At 38.4% G+C, this 26,059-nt stretch carries 24 protein-coding genes and 1 other annotated feature; all 24 genes read right to left on the reverse strand.

Annotation, left to right across the window (positions count from 1 at the left end):
- Window positions 1-39 precede the first annotated feature (39 nt).
- Window positions 40-260 (reverse strand) — a binding site (T-box leader).
- Between the two features lie 69 nt (window positions 261-329).
- The 24 genes from ACLHDF_RS05605 to ACLHDF_RS05720 all read right to left on the reverse strand — a co-directional run bounded on the left by ACLHDF_RS05605 (window position 330) and on the right by ACLHDF_RS05720 (window position 26,059).
- Window positions 330-824 carry a DivIVA domain-containing protein gene (locus ACLHDF_RS05605; RefSeq protein ID WP_413917966.1) on the reverse strand — a complete coding sequence of 165 codons (495 nt, stop codon included), beginning with the start codon at window positions 822-824 and terminating at the stop codon, window positions 330-332.
- A gap of 84 nt (window positions 825-908) precedes the next feature.
- Window positions 909-1,682, reverse strand: coding sequence for an RNA-binding protein (locus ACLHDF_RS05610; RefSeq protein WP_413917967.1), 774 nt, complete (start codon window positions 1,680-1,682; stop codon window positions 909-911).
- 51 nt (window positions 1,683-1,733) lie between these two features.
- On the reverse strand, window positions 1,734-2,003 hold the full coding sequence (locus ACLHDF_RS05615; RefSeq protein ID WP_413917968.1) for a YggT family protein: 270 nt from the start codon (window positions 2,001-2,003) through the stop codon (window positions 1,734-1,736).
- Between the two features lie 3 nt (window positions 2,004-2,006).
- Entirely contained in the window at window positions 2,007-2,471 is a 465-nt protein-coding gene (gene sepF / locus ACLHDF_RS05620) for a cell division protein SepF (RefSeq protein WP_413917969.1), read from the reverse strand.
- A gap of 16 nt (window positions 2,472-2,487) precedes the next feature.
- A complete protein-coding gene (locus ACLHDF_RS05625) occupies window positions 2,488-3,171 on the reverse strand; it encodes a YggS family pyridoxal phosphate-dependent enzyme (protein ID WP_413917970.1) in 684 nt (227 codons plus the stop codon).
- A gap of 7 nt (window positions 3,172-3,178) precedes the next feature.
- Window positions 3,179-4,000: a peptidoglycan editing factor PgeF gene (gene pgeF, locus ACLHDF_RS05630; protein ID WP_413917971.1), complete on the reverse strand. Its 822-nt coding sequence runs from the start codon at window positions 3,998-4,000 to the stop codon at window positions 3,179-3,181.
- A gap of 75 nt (window positions 4,001-4,075) precedes the next feature.
- Window positions 4,076-4,330: a YlmC/YmxH family sporulation protein gene (locus ACLHDF_RS05635; protein ID WP_013058951.1), complete on the reverse strand. Its 255-nt coding sequence runs from the start codon at window positions 4,328-4,330 to the stop codon at window positions 4,076-4,078.
- Window positions 4,331-4,676: 346 nt separating this feature from the next.
- A complete protein-coding gene (sigG, locus tag ACLHDF_RS05640) occupies window positions 4,677-5,456 on the reverse strand; it encodes an RNA polymerase sporulation sigma factor SigG (RefSeq protein WP_013058952.1) in 780 nt (259 codons plus the stop codon).
- Window positions 5,457-5,604: 148 nt separating this feature from the next.
- Window positions 5,605-6,324 (reverse strand): RNA polymerase sporulation sigma factor SigE, encoded by a 720-nt coding sequence (gene sigE / locus ACLHDF_RS05645; protein WP_013058953.1) that lies wholly within the window; start codon window positions 6,322-6,324, stop codon window positions 5,605-5,607.
- A gap of 30 nt (window positions 6,325-6,354) precedes the next feature.
- Window positions 6,355-7,278, reverse strand: a complete 924-nt coding sequence (gene spoIIGA, locus ACLHDF_RS05650) for a sigma-E processing peptidase SpoIIGA (protein WP_413917972.1) — start codon at window positions 7,276-7,278, stop codon at window positions 6,355-6,357.
- A gap of 276 nt (window positions 7,279-7,554) precedes the next feature.
- On the reverse strand, window positions 7,555-8,712 hold the full coding sequence (gene ftsZ / locus ACLHDF_RS05655) for a cell division protein FtsZ (protein ID WP_013058955.1): 1,158 nt from the start codon (window positions 8,710-8,712) through the stop codon (window positions 7,555-7,557).
- A 41-nt stretch (window positions 8,713-8,753) separates the two neighbouring features.
- A complete protein-coding gene (gene ftsA, locus ACLHDF_RS05660) occupies window positions 8,754-10,049 on the reverse strand; it encodes a cell division protein FtsA (RefSeq protein ID WP_413917973.1) in 1,296 nt (431 codons plus the stop codon).
- A gap of 426 nt (window positions 10,050-10,475) precedes the next feature.
- Window positions 10,476-11,234, reverse strand: a complete 759-nt coding sequence (locus tag ACLHDF_RS05665; RefSeq protein WP_413917974.1) for a cell division protein FtsQ/DivIB — start codon at window positions 11,232-11,234, stop codon at window positions 10,476-10,478.
- Window positions 11,235-11,387: 153 nt separating this feature from the next.
- Window positions 11,388-12,293, reverse strand: coding sequence for a UDP-N-acetylmuramate dehydrogenase (gene murB / locus ACLHDF_RS05670; RefSeq protein ID WP_413917975.1), 906 nt, complete (start codon window positions 12,291-12,293; stop codon window positions 11,388-11,390).
- Window positions 12,294-12,836: 543 nt separating this feature from the next.
- On the reverse strand, window positions 12,837-13,937 hold the full coding sequence (spoVE, locus tag ACLHDF_RS05675; protein WP_413917976.1) for a stage V sporulation protein E: 1,101 nt from the start codon (window positions 13,935-13,937) through the stop codon (window positions 12,837-12,839).
- Window positions 13,938-13,999: 62 nt separating this feature from the next.
- Window positions 14,000-15,349: a UDP-N-acetylmuramoyl-L-alanine--D-glutamate ligase gene (gene murD / locus ACLHDF_RS05680; protein ID WP_413917977.1), complete on the reverse strand. Its 1,350-nt coding sequence runs from the start codon at window positions 15,347-15,349 to the stop codon at window positions 14,000-14,002.
- On the reverse strand, window positions 15,350-16,324 hold the full coding sequence (gene mraY, locus ACLHDF_RS05685; RefSeq protein ID WP_413917978.1) for a phospho-N-acetylmuramoyl-pentapeptide-transferase: 975 nt from the start codon (window positions 16,322-16,324) through the stop codon (window positions 15,350-15,352). It lies immediately after the preceding gene.
- A gap of 61 nt (window positions 16,325-16,385) precedes the next feature.
- On the reverse strand, window positions 16,386-17,849 hold the full coding sequence (locus ACLHDF_RS05690) for a UDP-N-acetylmuramoyl-L-alanyl-D-glutamate--2,6-diaminopimelate ligase (protein WP_413917979.1): 1,464 nt from the start codon (window positions 17,847-17,849) through the stop codon (window positions 16,386-16,388).
- A 210-nt stretch (window positions 17,850-18,059) separates the two neighbouring features.
- Entirely contained in the window at window positions 18,060-19,976 is a 1,917-nt protein-coding gene (locus ACLHDF_RS05695) for a stage V sporulation protein D (protein ID WP_413917980.1), read from the reverse strand.
- A gap of 69 nt (window positions 19,977-20,045) precedes the next feature.
- The gene (locus ACLHDF_RS05700) at window positions 20,046-22,292 is read right to left on the reverse strand and encodes a penicillin-binding protein (RefSeq protein ID WP_413917981.1); all 2,247 of its coding nucleotides are present in this window, start codon (window positions 22,290-22,292) and stop codon (window positions 20,046-20,048) included.
- Window positions 22,293-22,297: 5 nt separating this feature from the next.
- On the reverse strand, window positions 22,298-22,657 hold the full coding sequence (gene ftsL / locus ACLHDF_RS05705) for a cell division protein FtsL (RefSeq protein WP_413917982.1): 360 nt from the start codon (window positions 22,655-22,657) through the stop codon (window positions 22,298-22,300).
- Window positions 22,658-22,690: 33 nt separating this feature from the next.
- Window positions 22,691-23,626: a 16S rRNA (cytosine(1402)-N(4))-methyltransferase RsmH gene (gene rsmH / locus ACLHDF_RS05710; RefSeq protein WP_413917983.1), complete on the reverse strand. Its 936-nt coding sequence runs from the start codon at window positions 23,624-23,626 to the stop codon at window positions 22,691-22,693.
- Window positions 23,627-23,959: 333 nt separating this feature from the next.
- Window positions 23,960-25,585, reverse strand: coding sequence for a bacillithiol biosynthesis cysteine-adding enzyme BshC (bshC, locus tag ACLHDF_RS05715; protein ID WP_413917984.1), 1,626 nt, complete (start codon window positions 25,583-25,585; stop codon window positions 23,960-23,962).
- 90 nt (window positions 25,586-25,675) lie between these two features.
- Window positions 25,676-26,059: a DUF3397 domain-containing protein gene (locus ACLHDF_RS05720; protein ID WP_413917985.1), complete on the reverse strand. Its 384-nt coding sequence runs from the start codon at window positions 26,057-26,059 to the stop codon at window positions 25,676-25,678.

A 26,059-nucleotide genomic window follows, 5' to 3' on the forward strand; every position in this document is an offset into this window, starting at 1 on the left:
TATCTTTTTGCACCATAACAAAAAGACCTTCTCATCCCAAAAAGGGACGAGAAGGTCTCCCGCGGTACCACCCTAGTAGATTTGCTGCATGCAAATCCTCTTTGCATTCGTAACGTGAATAAACCGCCACTGCTTACTATCATCAGTTCAGCAATGGTACTCTAGGGTGATTTTCACTCTTTTGTTTGATATCGAGCTCGCACCATCCTCGATTCGCTTTGACAAACTAAAAAAGCTACTGTCCCTGTCTCCGTACTGTTTGATATGAAATTTCATCTGTTACCAAATTATATGACAACAAAACGTGAGAAGTCAAGATGATGTCTTGACTAGTCGATTTTTTCTTCTAGCGCTGGCATTTCGTAATCCATCAACTGATCCCAATCGTCGCTGTTTAACATTTCAAGCTGTGCTTCGATTAACATTTTGAAACGAGTTCTAAATACTTTAGACTGCTTTTTTGTCTCCTCAATGTCCATCGCAATTTTACGAGACTTAGATAGTGCTTCATTAATAATACGGTCCGCATTTTTTTCTGCTTCTTTTATAATGAGCTTCGCTTCTTTTTCAGCGTTGCGCTTTACATCTTCCGCTGCTTCTTGAGCAATTAAAATTGATTTATTTAACGTTTCTTCGATGTTAGTAAAATGTCCGAGACGTTCTGTTAATTCAGATACTCTTCCTTCTAACTCTTTTTTATCACGCATTACCAACTCATAATCTTTAATTACTTGGTCAAGAAACTCATTTACTTCATCTTCATCATATCCGCGAAATCCGCGATTAAACTCTTTGTTATGAATATCCAAAGGGGTTAAAGGCATCTAGGCCACCTCCGTGTTGTCTCATTACATCATTAGTAATGGTTTATTCGACATATTTTTAAAATTTCCTGCTAGTAAATCTCTTTATTTCTGCTTTCCTACAACGATTCGCCATCTTTCTTTTTTGGTTTTGCCTTCAAGTGAAACGATGCGACTTCTGCCATGACCACGAAGCGACAAAATATCACCTTCATGACATTCGAAAGAAGGCTGTTCGATGACTTTAAAATTTACTTTTACCGCTCCGTTTACAATAAACGGCTGAATTTTTTGTCTTGATAGATTGTGAATGGTGGACAGCAAAACATCAAGCCTCATTGAAGAAACTGTATAAACGTGTTCAATCAGCTCTTCTTTTACCTCATGCAGATGCTCTCTTTGAATGGACGAAAGCGAAACTTTTGCTTTTCCAATTGATGTTAGATTCATCTCAATATAAGAAGAGATTTCCTCCGCAGCTACAAGCTGAATACTGTCTCCCGCTACCAAGATATCGCCAAATTTTGAGCGGCGCAGCCCTAAGGACATCGCCGAACCAAGAACATGAGGATGTTCAATCGTCACAAACTTTTTAGGATAATTCAGCTCGTACATATGTAACTGAAAGTCCCCGCTTTCAGGCACATAGTAATCCGGATAAAGCAGCGCACGCTTGCGTTCAGCAAACGGTTGTCCACCATCAAATGAAACTTGAACCTCTCCTTCAGTCCCGACAATAGCCGTCACAATTTGCTGCTCTCTTGGATCTAAAAAGTCAGTTAGCTTTGGGCTGTATTGATGTAGGACATCTTCTTTCCACTGAAGAACTTGGTCAATAAACCCGTGTTCCTCTTGCCTAAAATGTTCATAAACAGACATATTATTACTCCTACCATTGGTATGTAAAAAAGGAATCCAGCGATTCCTTTTTTAAATAAACCCCACCACATTATTAAGTGACAGTACACCTCTTTCTGCAAATCGTAGTACAAAGATTGCGACAAGAGGTGAAATATCAATCATGCCGATAGGCGGAATGATTTTACGAAAGGGCTCTAAGTAAGGCTCACAAATACTGCCAAGCAGCTGACCAAACTTAGATGCTCTTACATCGGGTACCCAAGACATCAAAATGTAAATAATTAATGCCCATGAGTAAAGCCCAATTAATTGTGCGAGAATACCAAAAACGATGTCCAAAAACTACCACCTCTTTACGTTTGTTGTATCATGTTCTCCCATCATATCTGAAATGCTTCCGCTTACGTCTACATTATCAGGTGTACATAAAAAGATGTCGGTTCCAATTTTTTGAATGTCCCCGCCTAAAGCATAAACTGTACCACTTAAAAAGTCGACAATTCTTACTGCTTGATCTCGTTGAATGCGCTGTAAATTAACAACTACGACTTTACGATTCTTTAAATGATCCGTAATTTCTTGTGCTTCGGCATAGACGCGAGGTTCACAAAGCATCATTTTTGATGACTTTTGAACGCTTTGTAAGCTAATCACGTTTTGCTGCTGACTTGGCTGCTGACTAGCTTTCACTGGTCTCGACTGCTGTACAGGCTCTTCTACCGACTCTTCTTGTTCGTATTGTTCTTCTACATATTCAGTATCGTCATCAAGAGCAAAAAAACTTCTAAAGCGATTTTTCATACTCATCTTGAATTACACCTCCTTAACGTTCATTCCCAACTAACGTGGTTCCTAGTCGAATGAATGTTGCTCCTTCTTCAATTGCAATTGCATAATCGTTTGACATTCCCATTGATAGCTCTACACACGGTGCATATGGGAGGTTTAGTTCTTGTATCCGATTCTGCAGTTTCTTTAGACCTTGAAAACAGCTTCGAAGCGTGGACTCATCATCTGTGTGAGGAGCCATGGTCATTAATCCAACCACTTGGATATTTGTAAATTCTTCAAGGGATTGAATGAATGGAATTACGTCTTCTACAGCAAGGCCATGCTTGGATTGTTCTTCGGCAACATTAACTTGTACAAAACATTTTATACGCTGGCCTGCACGTTTATCAATTTCTTTTGCTAAAGATAATCGGTCTAGTGAATGAATATAGTCAACTTTATCAATCACATTTTTCACTTTTCTTGTTTGTAAACTCCCGATAAAATGCCAGGTCGCTTTCTCACCGATTGATTCATACTTTTTTAGAAGACCTTCATCCCTGTTTTCTCCTAGATGTAAAACGCCTGCATTCACTGCTTCCTCTGCTCGTTTTGTAGAAACGTATTTTGTTACAGCAATCAGCTCTACATCTTCTCGATTTCGATTAACTTTTTTACACGCTTCAGCAATTGTTTGTTGAACTGCTTCTAGATTTTCACTTACGCTAGCTTTCACTATGTAATTACTCCTCCTTAAAGCCTATGAAGTTAAACATGCGTCCTGTTTTCCTTTGGTCGCGGCGATGTGAAAAGAACAGGTGATCTTCACAGCTTGTACAATACGACGATGTTAAAATCCGTTCCGGCAATACGCCTGCGTTTTGAATCAGCAGCTTATTGACTTTTTTTAAATTAAGCGCGTATTGACCGGGACTTACTTCCTGATATCCATTGTGGCCAACTACTTCGTTTACTTGTGTAATGACGCGGTTATCGACAACATAACAGCAATCTTCAATCGAAGGACCAATCGCCACATAAATATCTTCAACCGGAACATTTTCTTGCTCTACCCAACGTCGAATCATATTCCCTGCGATATTTTTCACTGTGCCCTTCCACCCAGCATGAGCAAGACCAACTAAATGGTGATCAGGCGCATAGAAGTACAGCGGAACACAATCTGCATAGCATAAAGCTAACAAAATATCAGATTCATTTGTATAAATGCCATCCGTTGCTTCTATGCCCTCTTCATACTTGTAGAGTCCTTTTGCACAGTCGGCTTTCGTTATTTTTTGAACAGTTGCTTCATGTACTTGTTCCGCACATACAAAGCTTTCAAAAGACATGTCTAGTTCGGCTGCTAAAATTTTTCTATTTGTAATAACATCTTCTACGTTATCGTTTACGTGAAGCCCTAGGTTAAAAGAAGCAAATGGAGGCTTACTCACGCCACCATTTTTTGTGGTAAAACCAGCAACAAGCATATCATTCTTTTCTACCCAAGGACTCAGCCACATAAACGACTCGTGATGGCTTTTTTTTAATGGCTCAGGATTCATGTATGTGACACATCCCTTGTTTCATTTGTTCTCACATATTGTACCACAGATTACTAGGTACTGTTGACAAAAAAACTAATTCTCTTCAGGCTGAAATGCGTCTTTATAACGTACTAAAATGACATCAGAACCAATTTTCACAATATTTTTCCATGGAATCACAATTTCATCATCTTTTCCAAAGAAGCCTAATACACGAGAGCCTCCGATAATGACGGCCTGTATTTTTCCCGTTGTTAAGTCAATATCAATATCCCCTACATTTCCAAGTTTTTTGCCATCAGCTACATTCACTACATCTTTTAGCTGAAATTCTGAAATCTTTAACATGCTCTCTCCTCCTATAGCCAACTTCACTCCTTAGCCTATATATATTTTCAAATTTTCATTTCATGAAGGAAAAGCTTATTTTTTCTCTGCCATTCTCCTTCTATAGGCATTTTGTTACCAATTACATTTTTTCTTCAAGGGACATTCTCAACTCGTAGCTAGAAGCCCTCAAAGCAATAGAAAATCTGATAGAAACATTTTTGGGTCATTGGCTATACAGTGATACACACAAAATAAGCACCGCGTCTTTTTTTATAGACACGATGCTTATTAAGTTGAACATCAAATAAAGTGAATGGTATTAATTGTATGAACGCGAGCAGCTGCCTTTGTTAGATAGCTTTTGTTAACTTTGAATATTTTTATTCATCTGTTTAATAGCAGCTTTTTCTAAACGAGAAACCTGCGCTTGAGAAATACCAATTTCTTCAGCAACTTCCATCTGTGTTTTACCTTGAAAGAAGCGCTTTCGTAAAATTAGTTTTTCTCGCTCGTTCAATCTTCTCATACCTTCTTGCAAAGCAATTTCTTCAATCCAAGTTGAATCACGGTTGCGTTCATCGCTTAGCTGATCCATGACATAGATTGGGTCTCCACCGTCATTGTAAATAGGTTCAAATAGAGAAACCGGATCTTGGATGGCATCTAAAGCAAACACAATTTCTTCATGCGGCACTTCTAGGACTTTTGAAATTTCTTCAGCTGTAGGTTCCTTGGATGTTTCACTCATAAGCCTTTCACGAACTTGAAGAGCTTTATAAGCAATATCACGAAGGGAACGAGAAACACGGATTGGATTATTGTCACGTAAATAGCGGCGAATTTCCCCTATAATCATTGGGACAGCATATGTAGAAAACTTCACGTTTTGACTTAAATCAAAATTGTCAATGGATTTCATTAATCCAATACACCCAACTTGAAATAAGTCATCAACAAATTCTCCACGATTGTTAAAACGTTGAATCACGCTGAGTACGAGACGTAAATTTCCGCTTACTAGCTTTTCTCTCGCTGTTCCATCTCCAGCCTGCATTTGTTTAAACAACTTGCGCATTTCTTCATTTTTTAATACGGGAAGTTTCGAAGTATCTACTCCACAAATTTCTACTTTATTTCTTGTCAACTCTTTCCCTCCTAACAGGAGATGATGTTCTGAATTCAGTATCTCCTCCGAAGGAAAAAATATGCACTTTTACAATTCTGACAATTCTACGCTAAAAAAGCTGATTGCATAAGATACTTCCCAGCCCTTATGCAATCAGCTTTTTTACTTAAACCATTTTATTAAATTCTTTTCGCAGCCGTTTAATAATTCGTTTTTCGAGCCTTGAAATATAGGACTGAGAAATGCCTAACATATCAGCGACATCTTTTTGCGTTTTTTCTTCTCCGCCGGCTAGCCCAAAGCGCAGCTCCATAATTTGCTTTTCACGATCATTTAATTGATGCAATGCTTTCAACAAAAGTTTTCGATCTACATTCGCTTCCAGATCTTTCGTGATGATATCTTCTTCGGTTCCCATCACGTCAGATAGTAACAGTTCATTTCCATCCCAATCAATATTTAACGGCTCATCAAATGAAACTTCAGATCGAATTTTGTTGTTGCGGCGCAAATACATTAAAATTTCATTTTCAATACAGCGAGAGGCGTACGTCGCTAGCTTAATTTTCTTTTCAGGGTTAAACGTGTTTACTGCTTTAATTAAACCGATGGTTCCGATGCTAATTAAATCCTCAATATTGATTCCTGTATTCTCAAACTTACGTGCAATATAAACAACAAGACGTAAATTACGCTCAATCAACAGTGAACGTGCTGCCTCATCCCCTGATGGAAGTTTTTTCAGGAGCACTTCCTCTTCATCTTTTGTAAGAGGTGGTGGAAGAGCCTCACTTCCTCCTATATAGTACACTTCATCTGTTTTTAGTTTAAGTTTAATTAATAATTTGTACCACCATAATTGAAACCGAATTCGATATGTAGCCATCTTGTATCCTCCTTTATTTGTTCACATCTTTTACGATGCGGAACTTACTTCTCCAATAACAACAAGCTTCGGATGAACAATACATTCATATTGCTTCTCCACCGAAAGCGTTGTATGACTAATACCTACTAATACTTTAGTGACTTCAATCGTGTTGGACTGATGCACCATCCTTACCATGTCTGGCTTTAGAGCAAGCAGCAGCTGATTAGCTTGGCCCACGCTTCGATAAGGGACAAAGCGGACTTTTGAATACCAGTCTTGATCAATATCTTCGCTGTGTGAAAAGGATTGGATATTTTTACTTAATTCCATTAAGCCTTCAGGCAATATTTCTTTTAAAGAATCCGCTGTCACAATCATAACCGGGGTTTTGGTTAGCGGATCTACAAGCTGGTTTCCGCTATCAATAAGCCCCTTCATCGACAGCGTCTGGCCGTTTAAAATAACTTCTACATCTACCAGCTGATCAAATGTAATATTTTTCATTCGCAAATCATCAACTCGTGCCTTTGAAAAATAAGATAATAGCGGAAATCCAATAAGAACAAATATCCAACTAATAGGATCACCAAACTGTGGAGACTTCGTATCAACCATTTGATTAAGAACAAGAAACTGATCTTGAAATAAAAAGTGAACGCCCATTAGCCCTCCACCAACAACAAAGGTGGCAAAATAAAACGTTAATAAATTCTCAAAGAAAAAGCGCAGTCGTTTATAACCAAACGTCACCAATACCATAAAAAAAGAGAATAGAATTTTAATAGCAGGGTGAACCATAAGATGAGAAAAAGGTGTAAACATAAGCAGGACAATTAATGAACCGATAAAGCCGCCAAGCAAAAGCCGCCACCACTTGTAATTCCGTTTAAGCACAACTGCACATAACATCAGCAAAATTGTATCTAACCCAAAATTCAGCATCCATATTAAATCTAAATAGATTGGCAATGTTTATAACCTCTCCATTCTTTCTGAATTTTTCTGTTAAAAATTAGTATATAGTACATCCTATTAGAAAGTCTGTCAGTTCATGCCGAGAAACAAGCAGTATTTTTGAGGAAATCATTCGATATTTGTCACACCACTTTTAGAAAGAAAACATAAACCCTTTGAAGACATCATATTGATCATGTCGAATGTTTTTGTATTGTTTTTGAGTTTTCTAGATTCACTGTATAAAAAAAAGACCTCTGTATAAAACAGAGGTCTTAGCTTTTTATTCTATTAGCGTCTGCGATTACGATTTCGTAAGAATGTTGGAATATCTAGCGCATCTTCAGACTGTGGCTGTGATGGACGCGTATATTCTTGTTGTACAGGCTCTTCGCGCTTTACTTCACGCTTCGGCTGCGGAGCAGGTTGCTGCGTCGATTGCTGCATACGATTCGCCGATAAGGAAGGACGGCCTGGTTTTGGCTGTGATAAATCTTGATCACTGAAGCCAGTTGCAATAACCGTAACAACAATTTCGTCTTTTAGGTTTTCGTTAATAACAGATCCAAAGATCATGTTCACTTCTTGGTCAGAAGCCGAAGCAACGATATCTGCAGCTTCTTGTACTTCGTAAAGGCTTAGGTTTGTACCGCCTGTAATGTTCATTAGTACACCTTGAGCTCCATCGATAGATGTTTCAAGAAGTGGACTTGAAATAGCCTTTTTAGCCGCTTCAGCAGCGCGGTTTTCACCAGTGGCAATACCGATACCCATAAGTGCTGATCCTTTATTAGACATAATTGTTTTCACGTCAGCGAAGTCTAAGTTAATTAATCCAGGAACAGCAATTAAATCTGAAATACCTTGCACACCTTGTCGTAATACGTTATCCGCTTCACGGAACGCTTCTAGCATTGGCGTGTTTTTATCAACGATTTCTAATAAGCGATCATTTGGAATAACAATCAGCGTATCCACTGCTTCTTTCATTGAAGCAATACCGCCTGCCGCTTGAGTAGAACGCTTACGGCCTTCAAACGTAAACGGACGAGTAACAACGCCCACCGTCAATGCTCCTAGTTCACGAGCAATTTGGGCAATGACTGGAGCTGCACCAGTTCCAGTTCCTCCGCCCATTCCAGCTGTTACGAAAACCATATCTGCACCTTTTAGTGCTTCTTGGATTTGTTCTTTACTTTCTTCAGCCGCTTTTTTACCAACTTCTGGATTAGCACCTGCACCTAATCCTCTTGTCAATTTAGCGCCGATTTGCATTTTTGTTTCAGCTTTTGATAAATTTAATGCTTGCGCATCTGTATTAACTGCAATAAACTCTACACCTTGGACGCCATGTTCAATCATTCGGTTAACCGCGTTGTTACCGCCGCCTCCGACACCGATTACTTTAATCGTCGCTAATTGGTCTACACTTGTATCAAACTCCAACATGATAGTTCCTCCTAATTCTTCGAAATTACCAATCCGTAACGTTAATCAAAGAAGTATCCAAAAAACTTCTTCATTAAATTTTGGTCATTTTTCTTTTTCGGCTGCTCAGCTGATTGTTGCGGCTGCTGTGGTTTCGGGCTAGGCTTGATCATTTCTTGCTCAATCGGCTCTTCTTCCACAACTGGCGCTCCAATTTCCCGGCCTTGTATTTTAGCATTTTTGTATGCAAATTTTATTAATCCTACGCCTGTTGTATAATGCGGCTCACGTACTCCGATATAATCAGGAACTGCTATGCGCACGTTATTCTTTAAAATTACTTGAGCTAGCTCAAGAATACCAGGCATCGCTACTACTCCGCCTGTTAAAACAAATCCTCCTGGAATATCTTTGTACCCTAGGCGATTTACCTCTTGCGTAATCATATCTAAAATCTCTTCTAATCTAGCTTCAATAATATCTGAGATTTCGAGCTGATTAAACTGCTGATGCTGGTCGCTTCCAATGATTGGCACACTAAATACTTCTTCTTCAGAAGCATGATCGTAGAAAGCATGTCCATGCTTTATCTTAATATTTTCCGCATCTTCAGTCGAGGTGCGAAGGCCAATCGATAAATCCTTGGTAATGTGCTCACCACCAACAGCTAGTACATTTGTTACTTTCAAATGTCCTTGGTCAAAGATCGCAACAGTTGTTGAACCTCCACCGATATCTACCAGTGCGACACCTAAGTTTTTTTCATCCCGAGATAATGCAATTGAACCAGCGGCTAGAGGTTGTAAACAAATATCACTGATTTCTAAACCAGCTCTTTCTACACAGCGTAATAAGTTATGTAAAACCGTTCTAGATCCTGTTATAATTGTGCCTTCCATTTCCAAACGTACCCCAATCATACCTCTAGGATCGTTAATACCTTCTAAGCCATCTACAATAAATTGCTTTGGAATAACATCAATGATTTCACGATCTGGCGGGATAGACATGACTTGAGCAGCATCAATTACTCGATGAATATCTTCATTTGTAATTTCACGATTTTCGCTCGATACGGCTACTACTCCGTGACAATCCTGTAAAAATACATGATTTCCGCTTATGCCCACTACAACCTTTTTAATTGTAATGCCTACCATCCGTTCAGCCTGTTCTACTGCTTTTCTAATAGATTGAACTGTTGCATCTATATCAACGATAGAACCTTTTTTTAGTCCGTGTGATTTAACATTCCCTACACCAATGATATTCAATGAATCACTACTCATCTCTCCGATGATCACTTTCACACTGGATGTACCGATGTCTAAACTAACGTATATTTCATTGCTGTTCATTCTTTGGCACCTCCTTTTTCTTTCTGCACATGTCATCTTAATAAATTAAGAAGAACAACAATATTAATTTTTTATTATATGAAAATATTCAACAAATACATCTGTTTCCCTTTTGTAAAATCAATTTTTTTCAAGTTTTTCACAGACTTTATCTCTTTCAAAGAACAAAACGTTCTGGTTTTGGCTTTTTTTTAGAATTAAGCCTAAAATCCACTGAAAAAAAGCTATTTAACTACAAGTCTACACTAAGATGTACACTGAGAAAAGCGAAACTTACCTAGAACAAATATTACATTTCCATTTCACAGCACCGGAGAAGAAAATCATATGTATGCAGAATACTTGCATGTGATTATACAATGTACAAGGGCTAGTTTGCCAGTCTCAACTCATCCATTTCCTTTAATTAACACTTATAAAAAATAATTACTGCTTGCTTTTTTTATAAGGTTTAAATGCGTATCCTTCTTCTAAATCAATAATACCTTTTTGATCATCACTCAATTTACTAGCAATAGCTGGGTAATGAACAATTTTATCAGAGAAGTTGCTAATTTTCCCGCTTACTTCACGCGTATCGTTCATAAATACCTCAATGTGAAGAGGTTCTGACTTGGTCGGCGCATAGTAAATCTCAGAAATAGCTCCTTTTATACTTTTCGGCGTTTTAGCTAATTCTTGAACCATACTTTGTATAGCGTCTCCGTCTTTCCAGTCAATTAGCAGCGGAGCGTCAGATGACACTTTCTTAGCGCTTACTTCTTTTAAAACTTTTCCATTTTCATTCACAGGGAAATATTTATTCCCCGAGGTTACATATGCAATTCTTGCATACTCCTTTACGTCGATTACGACTTTATTAGGAAATGTTTTGTGAACAACAGCTTCCTTTACCTCAGGGTTTTTCTCGACTTTTTCTTGAATTCGATCAGCATCAGCTTTCCAGTAGCTGGTTTTTTTGGACAGACCACTCGCCTCAATAATATCCTTATCACTTACATGTTTATTCCCTTGTACTTCAATGTTAGAAACATTGCTCAGAGAAGATTGAGAATACACAATAAATAAAATAAGGATGAAAAAGAGTGATAAATACAAAATAAGCCGTCTATTTGCTTTTTGCTTTCGCTGTTCTTGCAGCTTCGGTACCCGATCTTCTAAAACAATTAACTTACCTTTTTCCATTTTTTTCACCCTTATCCATTTGAGAAAATAAACGAGGAATTACCATCTATTTATTTCCAATCTTTGCTTCATGAGAATATCCCCATTATAGCATAGAATAAACACATAAAAGCTACCTTTTCACGCATAACCATACAGCGACGGGCTGAGTAATTAGCGACCGATAATCTCAACTTCTGTATGAATATCAATATCGAATTTCTCTTTAATTGTTTTCTTGACGTGAGCAATTAACTTCAGCACGTCTGAAGCCGTTGCATCTCCTGTATTAACAATGAAGTTCGCATGCTGCTCACTAATTTGCGCACCGCCCACTGAGTAACCTTTTAAGTTAGATTTTTCAATTAAGTCTCCTGCATAATTAGGAAGCGGATTTCTAAAAATACTTCCTGCACAAGGGAAATTCCAAGGCTGTGTTTCGCGGCGATAGTCTTTATTTTTTTGCATGACCGCCACAATATCATCTTTCGTTCCCTTTTTCAAACGCAGGATAACTTCTACACATACTCCAGGACGATCTTTTTGTAAAATTGAATGACGATAAGAAAATTGAAGCTCTTCATTTGTCAGCCACTCAAGAGTGCCATCTTCAAATAAAATCAGCGCTTTTTCAACTACGTGAGACATATCAGAGCCATGAGCACCTGCATTCATATAGACAGCGCCTCCCACAGATCCAGGAATTCCGCTTGAAAACTCCAATCCAGACAGACCTTGTTTTGTAATAACTGTTGCAAGTTTGATACTAGGGTATCCCCCGCCTACAGTAACCGTCTCTCCATCTACTGTTAAATCATCTAATCCGGCTCCGAGCTTAATGACCACACCTTCGATTCCTTTATCAGAAACAAGAAGATTAGACCCTCTACCAATCGCTCTCCATTTTACGCCGTGTTTTTTGATAATATCCATTGTAACTTTTAAGTGATCAACAGAATCAGGTTCTACAAGCACATCTGCTGGACCACCAATTTTCATTGTTGTATGTTTTGCTAGCGGTTCATTTTCACGAACCTTTCCAATATTCGCTTCGACTAACTCTTTTACTAACGCTTCCATAAGAACCTCCTAAAACCCTCTTTGCTGTTATAAAACTTTCATGTCAATGCGCTCTTACTTCTAAAATGCATAAGAATAATAAGAACAGATTCATAACTAAGCAGAAGCACCTTGTAAGATACCTATTTTCTACGAAGGCACTCTATTCTGTTGTCAATTTCATCATTTTTATTTATCGTATGACATTCACCCATAGAATGTACGTTCATCTGCTATATAAAGTAATTTTTGATTGTTTTTTATCGTTTTTCATTTAGAAGTTAAACACATGCTGACAGTTATAAAAAAAACGCTACGCTCATAAGTGCACATAGGTTCACCTAATCGCTAAAATAAAATATTTAACCTTACACATCATACCATAGTTGGACTCAAAATTGGTTATCACAACATTACATTTTAAAAACATTTCATACAAAAATATCATATACCTGTAAAAAATCGAAAATAAACCGCCAACAAAATCCGGCGTGCACTTGGATTTAAGATGACGGTTTACTTCAGTAGACCATTGCCTACTTGACATTATACATTTTTTTTCAATTAATAGCGAGAATATCTACTAACATTTAACAAAACTCCAACTGCTGCCAGCATGAGCGTCAGCGATGACCCTCCATAACTTAAAAATGGGAGCGTAATTCCCGTAACAGGCATAAGACCTGTTACTACTCCTATATTAATCATGACTTGGATGGCCACCATTGAAATAATTCCCAAGGCTAAAAACGTTCCGTAAAGATCAGGTGCTCCGAGCGCTACTTTAATTCCTCTCCAAAGCAATAAGCTAAACAAAAGAAGAACAAGTGTTCCACCGATAAACCCGAGCTCTTCTGCTAGAATGGCAAAAATAAAATCAGTTTGAGGCTCCGGAAGATAAAAGAACTTTTGTCTACTTTGCCCTAACCCTAATCCAAGCAATCCCCCAGGCCCAATTGCATAAAGTGATTGAATGATTTGAAATCCGCTTCCAAGCGGATCTTCCCAAGGATTTAAAAATGACGTAATACGTTTAATCCGATAAGGAGCCGATAAAACGAGCCCTACAAAACCGGCAACACCAAGTAACCCCAGGCCTGCAAAGTGACTTACTTTTGCTCCTGATACAAAAATCATAACTAAACAAGTTCCAACAAGCACCGTTCCCGTTCCTAGATCGGGCTGCATCATAATAATGCCAAACGGTAAGAAAACCAACAGTAACGCCGGTAACATTCCTTTTCTAAAGGAAGTAATTTTCTTCTGGTTTTCCGATAAATATTTCGCTAAAAATATAATCATAGCAAACTTCATAAATTCTGAAGGCTGAATCGAAAACGCTCCAACTCCTATCCAACTTTGCGACCCATTCCGTACTAGCCCTACTCCCGGAATCAATACAAGTATCAGCATAACAAAGCAAACGATCACAATTGGCTTCGCCCACGTACGCCACATCCAATAATCAATATTCATGATGACAAACATAGCGCATACTCCAAGCCCTGCAAACAAGAGCTGGCGTTTAGCAAAGAAAAAAGAATCATCAAACTTGTATGTAGCCCATACCGCACTTGCACTGTATACCATGATAAGGCCGATGGTTAGTAAGGAAAGCGTAACGATTATGAGAAAAAAATCTGGGTTAGACCTTTTTGTCGACACTGTCACACACCTCTAAGAAATAGATTAGGGCTAGTGTATTTTCTAGGTGTTTAGACAAGCCCTTATTTCAGTTTATGCACAGATTCAATAAAGATGTCACCACGTTCTTCAAAAGTTTTAAATTGATCCCAGCTTGCACAAGCAGGAGATAATAAAATAACATCTTCTTCATCTGAACAAGCATATGCTTCTAAAACTGCTTGTTTAACATTATCGACACGTTTTACAATTTGTATTCCCGCTTCCTTTGCTACACGTTCAATTTTAGGAGCCGTTTCACCAAACGTAATAACAGCTTTCACATTTTTAAACTCTTCTTTTAAATCATCAAACTCATTGCCGCGATCGAGTCCACCTGCAAGTAGAATCGTCGGCTGCGAAAAAGCAGAAAGAGCTACTTTTGTAGCAAGCATATTCGTGGCTTTAGAGTCATTATAAAACTTTCGTTTGTTGATCGTCGTCACATACTGAACGCGGTGTTTAACACCAGCAAACGTTGTAAGCACACGGTAAATAGCTTCATTTGAACAGCCGTACAGCTTCACAACTGATACAGCTGCTAAAATGTTCTCCTGATTATGTTTGCCTGGTAGCACCACATCTTTTAACGACATCACTTCTTCATCTTTAAAGAAAATCGTTTCGTTTTTAATATACGCTCCTTCTGTCGTTTGAGCTGTAACAGAAAAAGGTACTTTTGTGGCTTTAATATCTGCACTAGCTTTCATCACTAGCTCATCATCCGCATTAATAACGGCAAAGTCTTCACTTGTTTGATTGTTAAAGAGATTTGCTTTTGCTTTGATATATTCCTCTTTTGTGCCGTGATAGTCTAAATGAGCATCAAATAAGTTCAATAATAGAGAGATTTTCGGACGGAATTTTTCAATTCCCATCAGTTGAAAAGAAGAAAGCTCCGTTACAATTACATTGTCCTTTGTTGCTTTTTGCGCTACTTCACAAGCTACTGTTCCAATATTTCCAGCAATCAACGGCTGCTTTTGATCTTCTTCTAGCATTTTATAAATTAGCGTTGTTGTTGTTGTCTTCCCATTGCTTCCCGTAATTCCGATAAAAGGCGCTTCACTAATCTCATAAGCTAATTCTACTTCTGTTAAAATTGGAATATTGCGTTTTAATGCTTCTTGTAATAAAACATTTGAATACGGAATTCCAGGGTTTTTTACAATAACATCCGCTCTATCTAAAAGCTCAAGCGGATGATGTCCACAGACAACTTCAATGCCCGTTTTTTCTAATTCCTGTGCTGCTACGTTTTCTTCATACGGTTTTTGATCATTAACGACTACTTTAGCACCAAGCTGTTTAACTAGCTGAGCGGCTGCTAAACCGCTCTTGGCTAATCCTAGAATAAGTACTTGTTTACCTTGATACGTATTGACTGATTTCATTTAAATCCACACCTCAATATAAATTCCAAGCATTGCAAATAATAGTCCTACAGCCCAAAAAGTCATAACTACGCGCCATTCCGACCAGCCGCTTAGCTCGTAATGATGATGAAGCGGGCTCATTTTAAACACACGTTTTCCTGTTGTTTTGAAAGATGCGACTTGAATGATAACCGATAGTGTTTCAATAACAAATACACCGCCGATAATCACAAGCAAGAATTCCATTTTCATTAAGATAGCCACCGTAGCGATAGCTCCCCCTAGCGCTAATGAACCCGTATCTCCCATAAATACTTTTGCAGGATGAGCATTAAAAACTAAAAATCCTAACACAGCTCCCACTACAGCAACTGAGAAAATAGATAGTTCAAACTGCTCTGCATTCCAAGCAAGAACTGCAAATGCACCAAAAGCAATCGCACTTGTACCAGATACAAGTCCGTCTAATCCATCCGTTAAGTTGACTGCATTTGAAAAACCAACAAGCCAGATGATAAGGAAAACAATATAAAACCAACCTAAATCGATTGGGTCTTTAATTCCTGGAATCGTCACTTCAGTTGAAAACTCAAACTGTCTTGCAATAAAGTAAAAAATAATTGAAATGACAACCTGCCCTAAAAACTTTTGTTTAGATGTTAATCCGAGGTTACGCTTTAACACTACTTTTATAAAATCATCTAAAAATCCTAATAAACCAAATCCAATTGTGACAAATAATAATAGAAACGTCTTATATGTAAGTTCTGCATATTGATTGACCATAATAAGAGTTGCCACAATAACAGATAATAAAATCATGATACCGCCCATTGTAGGAGTACCTGATTTTTTCTGGTGAGATTTCGGGCCTTCATCACGAATACTTTGACCAAACTTTAATCTTCTTAAGAAGGGAATAAAAATCGGCGACAAGACAACCGTAATCAAAAAGGCTACGCCGATTGTCAATAGAATTGATTGTTCTAGCACGATGTTCCCTCCTTAACTTCCAACTCATTCCGACTCATTTTTTTCTCTATCCATTTCATTACTACTTTCGCTCCTCAATCATTTTGCGTGCTACTTCTCGATCGTCAAAATCAAATACTTTTTTACCAATAATTTGATAAGTCTCGTGCCCTTTTCCAGCAATGACAATAACATCATCAGGATGCGCTGCTTCGACTGCATAGCGAATAGCTTCTGCACGATCAGCAATTGTCACATAGTTATCTGTCTCCAAGCCTTCTTCCATATCTTTCAAAATAGCTAATGGATCTTCACTTCGTGGATTATCAGATGTCAAAATAGCTTGTGAACTGTACTCAGCTGCAATCCGAGCCATGATTGGTCGTTTTGTACGATCTCGATCTCCGCCACAACCAACAATAACATATATATTGCGTTTTGCGAATTCTTTTACAGTTTTTAACACATTCTCTAAGCTGTCCGGCGTGTGGGCATAATCAACGATAACCGTAAAATCTTGCTCCGCATCAACCACTTCAAAACGACCAGATACGCCTTCTAGCACTTTTATTTCCTCGACAATAACTGACAGAGGGATACCTGATACTAAACATGCAGCCGTAGCGGCTAATACATTATAGACGCTGAATTTGCCAATAAGCTTCATTTCTACGCGAACCGTTTCCATTGGTGTTGTCAAGTCGAACGTTGTACCGCTGTTTGTAATTTGAATATTTGTTGCACGGATATCACTTTCACGGTCAATACCATAGGTAATCACTGTAGCGGCCGTATTCTTAATGTATTCCTCAGTTGCCGCATCATCGGCATTAAGAACAGCAAATTTAGGACGATTATGATTATAAGCATTTCCTAGTTGTGCAAATAGCAACCCTTTCGCGCGACGATAATCTTCCATTGTATGATGATAGTCTAGGTGATCTTGCGTTAAGTTACTAAATACCGCTACGTCAAAATCACACCCGTGTACGCGCCCTAAGTCAAGCGCGTGAGATGATACTTCCATCATCGCTACTTCCACATTCTCTTCCACCATTTGATTAAATGTTTTTTGAAGCGTCAGCGATTCAGGAGTTGTGTTTTTCACATCGTACGACGTATCACCGATACGAATTTCAATCGTTCCAATTAGACCTGTCTTTTTATGTTGTGATTTAAAGATATGCTCAATTAAATGCGTAATCGTTGTTTTTCCATTTGTTCCTGTTACACCAATTAAATGCATTTTTTGTGTGGGCTGATTGTAGAAAGCATCCGCTAGCACTGCCATTGCTCGCTTTGTACTCTTCACGCGTACAACAGGAACTTCTACATCAACAGGCTTTTCTGCTAAGATTGCTACTGCACCTTTTTCCACAGCCATCTGTGCAAAGCTATGACCATCAACCGTATAGCCATCTATACAAATAAACAGTGCTCCAGGCTTAACTTCTCTTGAATCCATTTCAATTGATGTAATATCAATATTCTGTTCAGGCAGCTGAACAAAATCATGTAAATGTGTTAGTAGTTCTCGTAAATCCATTCCTACCATGTCCTCTCTGTTTGTAAAGTGAAACGTTTGTTATAAGACGCTATGGCAACATTCCTCTTTTTCTAGCACCTAACCTATTACATTTTACAGAAAAAGAAGCCCGGAGGGAACACCCCCAAGGCTTATTTGTTGATTTCATGTTCACGAGCAGAGAAACCTGCTGATTATCATGCAAGGAAGAATAATGATTTATATAGATTTTTATTTTCCCATATAAATTCTAACCGTTTCGCCTTCTTTAACTTTCGTTCCGGCTGCAGGAGACTGCTTGACCACTTTATCTCCTTCGCCACTCACATCTAATTTTAAATTAAGTAGCTGTTCTTGTAACTCTTTTTTTGACATTCCCACGACATTTGGTACTTTTATCATTGGTGTGTCTAACCACGTTAATTCTTTTTCAATTTGTCCTTTACGCGGCTTAACGTCCATCACACGCAAACTGTCTTCAATCATTTTACCTACAATTGGAGCTGCTACAACTCCCCCAAATTGAATGGTGCCTTTTGGATTATCAACTGCAACATACACAACAATTTCAGGGTCATCTGCTGGTGCCACACCAATAAAAGAAACGATGTGGTTATTTTTCAAATACTTTCCATTTTGAGCTTTCTGCGCTGTACCCGTCTTTCCGCCAACGCGGTACCCTTCCACAAAAGCTCCTTTCCCGCTTCCTTGTGCTACTACGCTTTCAAGCGCAAAACGCACTTGTTTAGAGGTTTCCTCGGAAATAACTTTTCGCTTTGCCACCGGCTTATGACTGCTTACAACTTTTCCATTATTTGGATCCACCCACTCTTTTGCGATATACGGTTCATAAAGCGTTCCTCCGTTTACGGCAGCAGAAACAGCAGCTACTTGTTGAATAGGCGTAACAGCAACCCCTTGCCCAAAAGCTGTTGTAGCTTGTTCAACCGGTCCTACACGATCAAGCGGGAACAAAATCCCTTTTGCTTCCCCTTGTAAATCAATACCTGTTTTTTGACCAAAACCAAATTCTTTAATGTATTTGAACAATTTATCTTTCCCCAAACGCTCCCCAAGCTCCACAAAGCCAGGGTTACATGAGTTCTGTACAACTTCTAAAAAAGACTGCTGCCCATGTCCGCCTTTTTTCCAGCAGCGAAGTTTGGCTCCTCCAACTTCCGCTGCCCCATCATCGTAAAATTGATCTTTTAGTAAATCCACTTTCTTTTCTTCAAGAGCAGCTGCTAATGTAATAATCTTAAACGTTGATCCGGGCTCATATACGCTCCAGATTGGAAGGTTGCGATTATACACTTCAGGCTTTACATTTTTAAAATCCGTAGGATCAAAGCCCGGACGACTGGACATCCCTAAAATTTCACCATTTTTAGGATTCATGGCAATGGCGATCATACCATCTGGATTATAAGCTGTCTGAGCATTATCTAACTCACGCTCCATGATTGTTTGCACACGTGAATCAATAGTCAGCCTCAAATCCAGCCCGTCCACGGGTGCCGTGTAGTCATCGGCTATATTAGGCATCTTTTTACCTTTAGCATCAGAATACAATTTAACTGACCCTTTTTGTCCTTTTAGCTCTTTATCATAATATAATTCAAGGCCTGTTAACCCTTGATTATCTACTCCCGCAAAGCCCAATACATGCGACAAATAACTTCCAAACGGATAGTACCGCTTAGAATCCTCAGCTATATATACGCCTTTTAAATTTAAATTTCGCACTTCATTTGCTTTCGCATGTGAAATCTTTCTTCCTTCAGGACGTAAATATACGCTAGAAGAAGCTTTTGTTATTTGTTCATATACTTTTTCCTTTGATGCGCCTAGCACTTTTGCTAACTTTTCAGCCGTAACGGCTGGATTTTCAACTTGTCTTGGCATAACTAAAACGGTCGGCGCACTTTTATTTGTAGCAAGTGCTACATCGTTGCGATCTAGTATCTTTCCTCTTTCTGGTTCAAAAGGAATATTCCTACTCCATAAGTCTTTGGCTTTTTCAGTTAGCGTATCCCCAGTCAGCAACTGTACATACCCAAGCCTTGTATCAATAATCAAAAACACAATAAAACCGACAAACAAAACAATGGCTAGCCTTTTACGAACTGTGACTCCTGATACCCGCATATATTAGAACCTCCTCTGAATCGGCTCGTTCCAATATATGCTTGTACAGGATTCACTAGAACTTATTTTCTAGTCAAGTTGCTTATCGTCTTTTTTACTATCAGATTCACTTTTTTCTGTTTCTTTTAACTTATTTAGCGTGCTTGAAAATTCTTTAGGTGTTTCAAGTTCTACTTTCAGGTACGTTCCTGCTCTTAGCGGATCCCCTGCTTTAATACTTTGACTTACAACATAACCATTTTCAAGTGCACTAGGTCGAACGTCGACAAACTCACTAAAACGAATAACGTCACGATGTGAAAAACCTGTTAAATCAGGCATTGTGGCTTTTCCGCTTGTCTTAATGAACACCCGTTGACCAGTAACAATGGTATCAGAGGTAGGTGATTGGCTTTCTACCGTATCTCCTTTACCTATTACAACAGGAACAAGTCCTTTTTGTTTTAAGTCTTTAACAGTACTATCAACTGATTCATTAACGTAAGATTTAAGCGTGATTTCTGAATCCACTTTCTTTTCTTCCGTTTTCTTTCCGTCTTCATCTGTTTTTTGAGGCTCTACTCCTAAATACTGCAGGCTGTTTTTCATAACCGGATTAAATACGGCTGTAAGTGGCGCAGTACCTGTTTCTTGAGGCGTGAGAGTTGGATTTTTAACGGCTACATAGACAAGCAGCTTTGGATCTTTAGCAGGTGCAAAGCCCATAAAGGAAATAAAGTTTTTCCCGTGTCCATGCAAGTAGCCTCCGTTAGGACCAGGAATTTGAGCTGTTCCCGTCTTTCCAGCGACATCGTATCCTTCAATCGCATAAGGTTTTCCTGTTCCATCGTCAGAAGAAACAACGGTTTCTAAAATATCTAACGTTTCGTTCGCTGCTTTTTTAGAAATAGGGTGTCCTACTACTGTAGGTTTTGTTTTCTTAATTGTCTTTTTATTTGTTTCATCGACTACTTGTTTAATCACATAAGGCTTCATCATTTTCCCGTCATTTGCAATCGCAGTAGCCGCTTGAATTTCTTGAATAGGCGTAAAGGCAGATGCCTGTCCAAACGCAGTGGTTACTCGATCTCTCGGGTACTTCGTTACTAATTTGCTGGAGGCTTCGTTTGGCAAATCAATTCCCGTTTTATCCATAAAGCCAAACTTGTCCAAGTATTTATACAAACGGTCGGTGCCTAATTTTTCGTTGGCTAAAATTGCGACCGCTACATTTGAAGACCTTTGAATTCCTTCATTAAATGTAATAGCTCCCCAGCCGACTCCGCCATTGTGGTCGTTAATTGGAACGCTGTTTTTCGTTACTTTGTATGATCCAGACTGATAGCGATCTTCACCGTTATAGACGCCTGCATCAATCGCCGCCGCTAGCGTAAAGATTTTCATCGTTGAACCAAGTTCATAGCTGTTTTCAACAAACGGATTACGATAAGAAGTGATATCACGAATATTTGGATCAAATGAAGGGCGGTTTGACATCGCCAAAATTTCACCGGTTTTCGGATTCACTACCGTTGCCATTAGCTCTTCTGGTTCATATTCTTTAGCAGCAGCTGTCATCGCATCCTCTAAAAACGTTTGAATTTTTTCATCAATCGTAAGCGTGACGCTGTCTCCATTTTTAGGAGCTACAATCGACTCTTTTGGGTCCGGAAGCTTAATTCCGTTTTTAGCAGCTTCGTATTTTACATATCCATCTTCTTCAGAAAGCTGCTTATCAAATACTTTTTCAATCCCCATTTTCCCTACGATTTTACCTGAATCATCTTTTTGAGCATATCCTAAGATACTTGAGGCGAATACACCGTTTGGATAGAAACGCTTCGAATCACGTAAAAACGTGATGCCTGGGAGATTTAGTTTCTCAATTTTTTGTTTTAGCACATTATCAATGTCACGACCTCCGGGACCAAGTTCGACTTGGAATGCGTCTTTAGACATCATTTTTTCAAGTTGAGACTCATCCATCTTCAACAATGGAGCTAACTTTTCAGCCGTCTTTTCGGGATCTACCACGTGCTGCGGATGATCTTTGTCTTTTGTTTGTTTTTTATCTAAAATCGCTACAACCGTATAAGCACCCGTGTCTTGGGCGATTGCTTCTCCGTTTCGATCGTAAATCGTACCGCGCTGTCCTTCAATTTTGGACGTTCGCGTATGCTGTTTTTGTGCAATTTCGGCTAAAGCTTCTCCGTCTGCTTTGCCTGTCGCTTGGATGTAAAAGAACCTTATGGCTAATACAAAAAAGAGCAATGCAAATATTAAAATTAATATTGCTGCTCCTGTACTAATATTGCTATTTTTTCTTGGCGTAGTCATCGTAATTAATCGTTAACGACTTTTACGTTATTTTCATTCAATTTTAGTCCAAGTTCTTTTGCTTTTGTCCAAATACGATCGTATGCACTTAACTCTGTTACCTGTAATTTTAACTCATTGTTTTTTGCTTCTTGCTTGTCAATCTTTCCATCGAGTGATTGCACTTCTTCACTGATGCCATAAAGCGAAGATTGATTTGAAATGATTTGTACAGACCCAAATAGCATGAGTGCGACAAATCCAGAATACACAATTTTTTCACCAACCGTGATTTTTCTTTTTGTCTTTCGAACAACTTGACGTACCGTCTTTTGCTGCTTCTGCTGCTGATCTTGCTCTCTTACTTTGTATGCTACATTGTTCATTCTCGTCCCCTCCTCTTTGATTAAACCCTTTGATTACACTAATTTCTCAACAATTCGAAGCTTTGCAGAACGCGCTCGCTTATTTTCTTCTATCTCTTCTTCTGAAGGTAAAATAGGTTTTCTTGTAATAACTTTCATTTTAGGTTTAAATTCTTCTGGAATAACCGGCAGTCCATGCGGAAGCTGCGGAACCGTACTTGCATTTTTAAATGCTACTTTACAAATTCGGTCTTCAAGTGAATGGAAGGTAATAACACTTACACGTCCACCTTTTTTGATCACATCCATAGCCTGTTCAATTGCATCTTCAAATACTTGAAGCTCATCATTTACAGCAATTCGAATAGCCTGGAAAATCCGTTTTGCCGGATGTCCACCTGTTCGTCTAGCTGGTGCTGGAATACCATCTTTGATAAGGTCGACCAACTCTAGCGTCGTTTCAATTGGTTTAGACTCTCTATATGCTTCAATTTTGCGGGCAATCTGTTTTGAAAATTTTTCTTCTCCATATTGGAAAAAGATTTTCACAAGCTTTTCATAAGGCCATTCATTTACTACGTTGTACGCAGAAAACATTGAGTTTTGATCCATGCGCATATCAAGCGGAGCATCATGATGAAAGCTGAACCCTCGCTCTGGTGTATCCAACTGAGGAGACGAGACGCCGAGGTCAAACAGTACTCCGTCTACTTCTTCAATTCCGTGTTTCATTAGCTGCTCTTTTAAATAGCGAAAATTACTTTTAATTAGAATAACTCTGTCTAGATACGGGGCTAATTTCTCTTTTGCATTTTCAAGAGCGACATCGTCTTGATCAAACGCAATTAATTTCCCTTTTTCTGATAGCTGTTTTACGATATATTCACTATGACCTGCTCCGCCAAGCGTGCAGTCGACATATACTCCATCCGGCTTAATATTTAAGCCTTCCGCTGCTTCTTTAAGCAAAACAGTTGTGTGATTAAACATTATGACACCTACTTCTTTCTAAACTACTTAGTTATGTATACAAAAAGCAAAAAACGGTGTTTTTCTTTAATATATATACACGTTTATATTATATATCAAAGTTCAACATTATTTCAGCTATTTATATAAGAATTAAGTAGAATTTTGTCTTTTTGTCACAAATAGTGTCATTTTGTTAAAAGTAGGACATATTCGTAGAATAAAATGTAAGGAATATAAGCTTTTTTATGGAATTAGAAATATATACCTTATGAGGATTCAATTGGTTGATATTCACCATGTAGACTTGTTCTCTTTTCCAAAATAAAAATCCTGCTTTTCAGCAGGATTTTATTAGACATAACAGACTTTTAACTGGTGATTTAATTCGACTTCAGCACTTAGTAAATCTGACACAAATTGCATACCATAGCCGTTTAAATAATACATAATATTCCACATGCGTTCTTGCGGAGCATTGTAGGGACGAAGAGCAAGTTCAATTTGAGCATACTTTGAATGCTTCACATCGTGCTTAAGTAGCTGTTTGGATTCGACAATCTTTTGAATGGTTTCAAACTGCTTTTGAATAATCGCTCGATTTTTAAGCATTACTTCATCAAATGTTTTGTCTTCTTTTTGAATATTTTCACGAAGAGTTTTATGAATTTTTTCGAAATCTTCTTTCGCTTTTTCAAAATACATTTCGTATGGGTTGTGAACTTCTGTCTTAAGCCAGTGCTCTCTCTCTTCATCTACGCCTTCGTTAATCACGTTCGAAATATCTAATTGAAGTTCATCCATATATTTTCCGATATGTCTTTCTACGATTGCATAGGATAACCTCGGAACCACGGGAGGCATTTTAAAGCTAAATAAAGAGAATGCTTTTTCAAGCTCTGCCCAATATGCTACTTCTCCGGGACCTGCAATAAACGCAAGGGTAGGGAGTAAGTACTCCTGCATAAGGGGTCTAGTCACAACGTTATTACTAAGAAGCTCAGGCGTTTGTTTAGCAATTTGAACCAATTCTTCTTTAGTCAGCGCTAGTTCGTTTTGCTTTCCAACAAACTGCTCTTGCTCTGCATCTCTTTCTAAAAGTACTCTATTGTCATTATGTGAATAGAAAAGGTGGGCCGTTTCTTCTCCCACTTCAATCATTCGTCCGTAGTGTTCTTGAATCTCTTTTTGTTGCTCCATAACGGCTGACGATAATTTTTCATTTTGTTCAATTAACGTCACAAAGAAAGAAGATTCAATGCTACGCACTTCTTTAGAAGCGGCATCCATTAAAATAAGACCTGACTCCGCGAACATTGTGGTAACCAAATGAGCAAAGAAATCAACATAAGTACGTGATTTATCTAACGCTTCTAAAACAAACTTTAACACCTGATTTGTATGTGCCGTTTCGTTAAACGTTTGAAAAACATCACGAACCCAGTTTCTACAGGCTTCATGATCTAGTTCAATTTGGGAAACCATTTGTTTTTTCTTTAAAGAATGCTTTAACGTTTTCTTTAAAAGCTGGTTTTTACTCTCTGTGTATACATGATTGATTTCTGCAAAATCATGATCTTCTCCAGCAATCCAGAATACCGGAAGCACGGGCACATTTAAAGCTTCTTCTTGTTGTTTAGCTAGCAGTACAATCGAAATCACTTTATGAATTGTGTACAAAGGTCCCGTAAGCACCCCCGCTTGCTGACCTCCAACGACCACTACGCTGTTAGGCTCTTTTAACTTTTCAATATTTTCAATTGTCTTAGAAGATGCTCCGTAGCGCTTATTAAAATCAAGCAAATACTTAGCAAGTTCTTCTCTTGGGTAAGACTGCTTTTGAACATCTGTTAAACGTTTTTCATATACGTCTTTTTCGTGTATATTATAATGAAAAAAGGAAAGTGCTTGCTTTTCACCTTTTATGTAATCGTTCGTTAGTTTGTTTCCCGCCTTTAAAGAGACGTCTGTAATCTCCATGAAAGAACTTCCTTTCTTTTCCTAATACTTATATTCTCTACATATAGCTTCATTATCCATAATGTAACTGCTCACGTCTAGTAACATGCTTTACAGAGAGGAAATACGAAAAGCGATTCCACCTATATTTAACACAATATGTGCAATAAGAAACAAAACGAAATTCATCCGAAAGAACCCTTTCGCAATGAGCTTCATTTCTAAATCTTGTTTGACTTTCCAATGTACAAACATCATAATCATCGCTACAACTAAAAGGACTAGCGCAATCAGCCAAAAAAAAGAGTGCCCGAAAATTTCCACAGCTGCATAATGCACGGACAAAATAAGAAAAACCGTAGTAATGTATGTTGCTATGTGGACAGATTTCCTTTTATTTTTCGTCAGTTTGCGTAAAAGCATGTATAGAATAAAAAAACCGACGAGCGGCAGAGTGACAAACGTCGCAAAAACTCCAGCAATAAAACTTCCCAT

The sequence above is a fragment of the Priestia megaterium genome (genome assembly GCF_046599315.1).
Lineage (GTDB): Bacteria > Bacillota > Bacilli > Bacillales > Bacillaceae_H > Priestia > Priestia megaterium_F.

Coding starts and splice junctions, on each gene's coding strand:
- ACLHDF_RS05605 (WP_413917966.1), bottom strand. CDS start 824: ATGCCTTTAACCCCTTTGGATATTCATAACAAAGAGTTTAATCGCGGA.
- ACLHDF_RS05610 (WP_413917967.1), bottom strand. CDS start 1,682: ATGTCTGTTTATGAACATTTTAGGCAAGAGGAACACGGGTTTATTGAC.
- sepF (WP_413917969.1), bottom strand. CDS start 2,471: ATGAGTATGAAAAATCGCTTTAGAAGTTTTTTTGCTCTTGATGACGAT.
- pgeF (WP_413917971.1), bottom strand. CDS start 4,000: ATGAATCCTGAGCCATTAAAAAAAAGCCATCACGAGTCGTTTATGTGG.
- ACLHDF_RS05635 (WP_013058951.1), bottom strand. CDS start 4,330: ATGTTAAAGATTTCAGAATTTCAGCTAAAAGATGTAGTGAATGTAGCT.
- sigE (WP_013058953.1), bottom strand. CDS start 6,324: ATGGCTACATATCGAATTCGGTTTCAATTATGGTGGTACAAATTATTA.
- ftsZ (WP_013058955.1), bottom strand. CDS start 8,712: ATGTTGGAGTTTGATACAAGTGTAGACCAATTAGCGACGATTAAAGTA.
- ftsA (WP_413917973.1), bottom strand. CDS start 10,049: ATGAACAGCAATGAAATATACGTTAGTTTAGACATCGGTACATCCAGT.
- ACLHDF_RS05665 (WP_413917974.1), bottom strand. CDS start 11,234: ATGGAAAAAGGTAAGTTAATTGTTTTAGAAGATCGGGTACCGAAGCTG.
- murB (WP_413917975.1), bottom strand. CDS start 12,293: ATGGAAGCGTTAGTAAAAGAGTTAGTCGAAGCGAATATTGGAAAGGTT.
- murD (WP_413917977.1), bottom strand. CDS start 15,349: ATGAAATCAGTCAATACGTATCAAGGTAAACAAGTACTTATTCTAGGA.
- ACLHDF_RS05690 (WP_413917979.1), bottom strand. CDS start 17,849: ATGGATTTACGAGAACTACTAACACATTTACATGATTTTGTTCAGCTG.
- ACLHDF_RS05695 (WP_413917980.1), bottom strand. CDS start 19,976: ATGCGGGTATCAGGAGTCACAGTTCGTAAAAGGCTAGCCATTGTTTTG.
- ACLHDF_RS05700 (WP_413917981.1), bottom strand. CDS start 22,292: ATGACTACGCCAAGAAAAAATAGCAATATTAGTACAGGAGCAGCAATA.
- ftsL (WP_413917982.1), bottom strand. CDS start 22,657: ATGAACAATGTAGCATACAAAGTAAGAGAGCAAGATCAGCAGCAGAAG.
- rsmH (WP_413917983.1), bottom strand. CDS start 23,626: ATGTTTAATCACACAACTGTTTTGCTTAAAGAAGCAGCGGAAGGCTTA.
- bshC (WP_413917984.1), bottom strand. CDS start 25,585: ATGGAGATTACAGACGTCTCTTTAAAGGCGGGAAACAAACTAACGAAC.
- ACLHDF_RS05720 (WP_413917985.1), bottom strand. CDS start 26,059: ATGGGAAGTTTTATTGCTGGAGTTTTTGCGACGTTTGTCACTCTGCCG.